1 protein-coding gene is annotated in these 485 nt (G+C 43.9%); it reads left to right on the top strand.

Annotated elements, in window-relative coordinates; genetic code table 11:
* On the top strand, window positions 1-483 hold a 483-nt coding region (locus RYX56_RS21170), incomplete at its 5' end, for an NADH-quinone oxidoreductase subunit J (RefSeq protein WP_317123966.1).
* Window positions 484-485 lie beyond the last annotated feature (2 nt).

The raw sequence follows: 485 nt of genomic DNA, 5'->3' as shown, positions 1-485 counted from the left end.
ATCGCATTCATGGCCCTCGCACTTGTGGCGATTATCGGTGGCGTGCTTTTATTAAACCTCAATAAAGTCGTTCACATGGTCGTGGCCTTAATCTTCACCTTCGTCAGCATCGCTGGAATCTACATCCTGCTGTCGGCGGAATTCATTGCCGCCGTGCAGGTATTAATCTATTCCGGTGCCATCACCATCATCATGCTGTTTGGCATCATGTTAACGAAGCCATACGACGAAAGTGAAGCAACAACAGGAAAATGGAGAAAGATCCTTGTCTTTCTCGGGGTTCTCGGCTTTGCCTTTGCCGTTTATCTTGGAATCTATCATTTGGATATCCAGCAGGTGCCAACAACCTTGCATGAGGATAATACACTGCAAATTGGCAAAGCATTATACTCGAAATATATCTTTACATTTGTATTTGTCTCTGTCTTACTATTAGTAGCCTTAATCAGGGCGAGTATTATAGCAAAACGAGAGGATAAGTAGGG

The organism is Alkalihalophilus lindianensis, from assembly GCF_032843265.1.
Classification (GTDB): domain Bacteria; phylum Bacillota; class Bacilli; order Bacillales; family Bacillaceae_D; genus Alkalihalophilus; species Alkalihalophilus lindianensis.
This window is presented reverse-complemented; position numbering and strand designations above follow the sequence as displayed.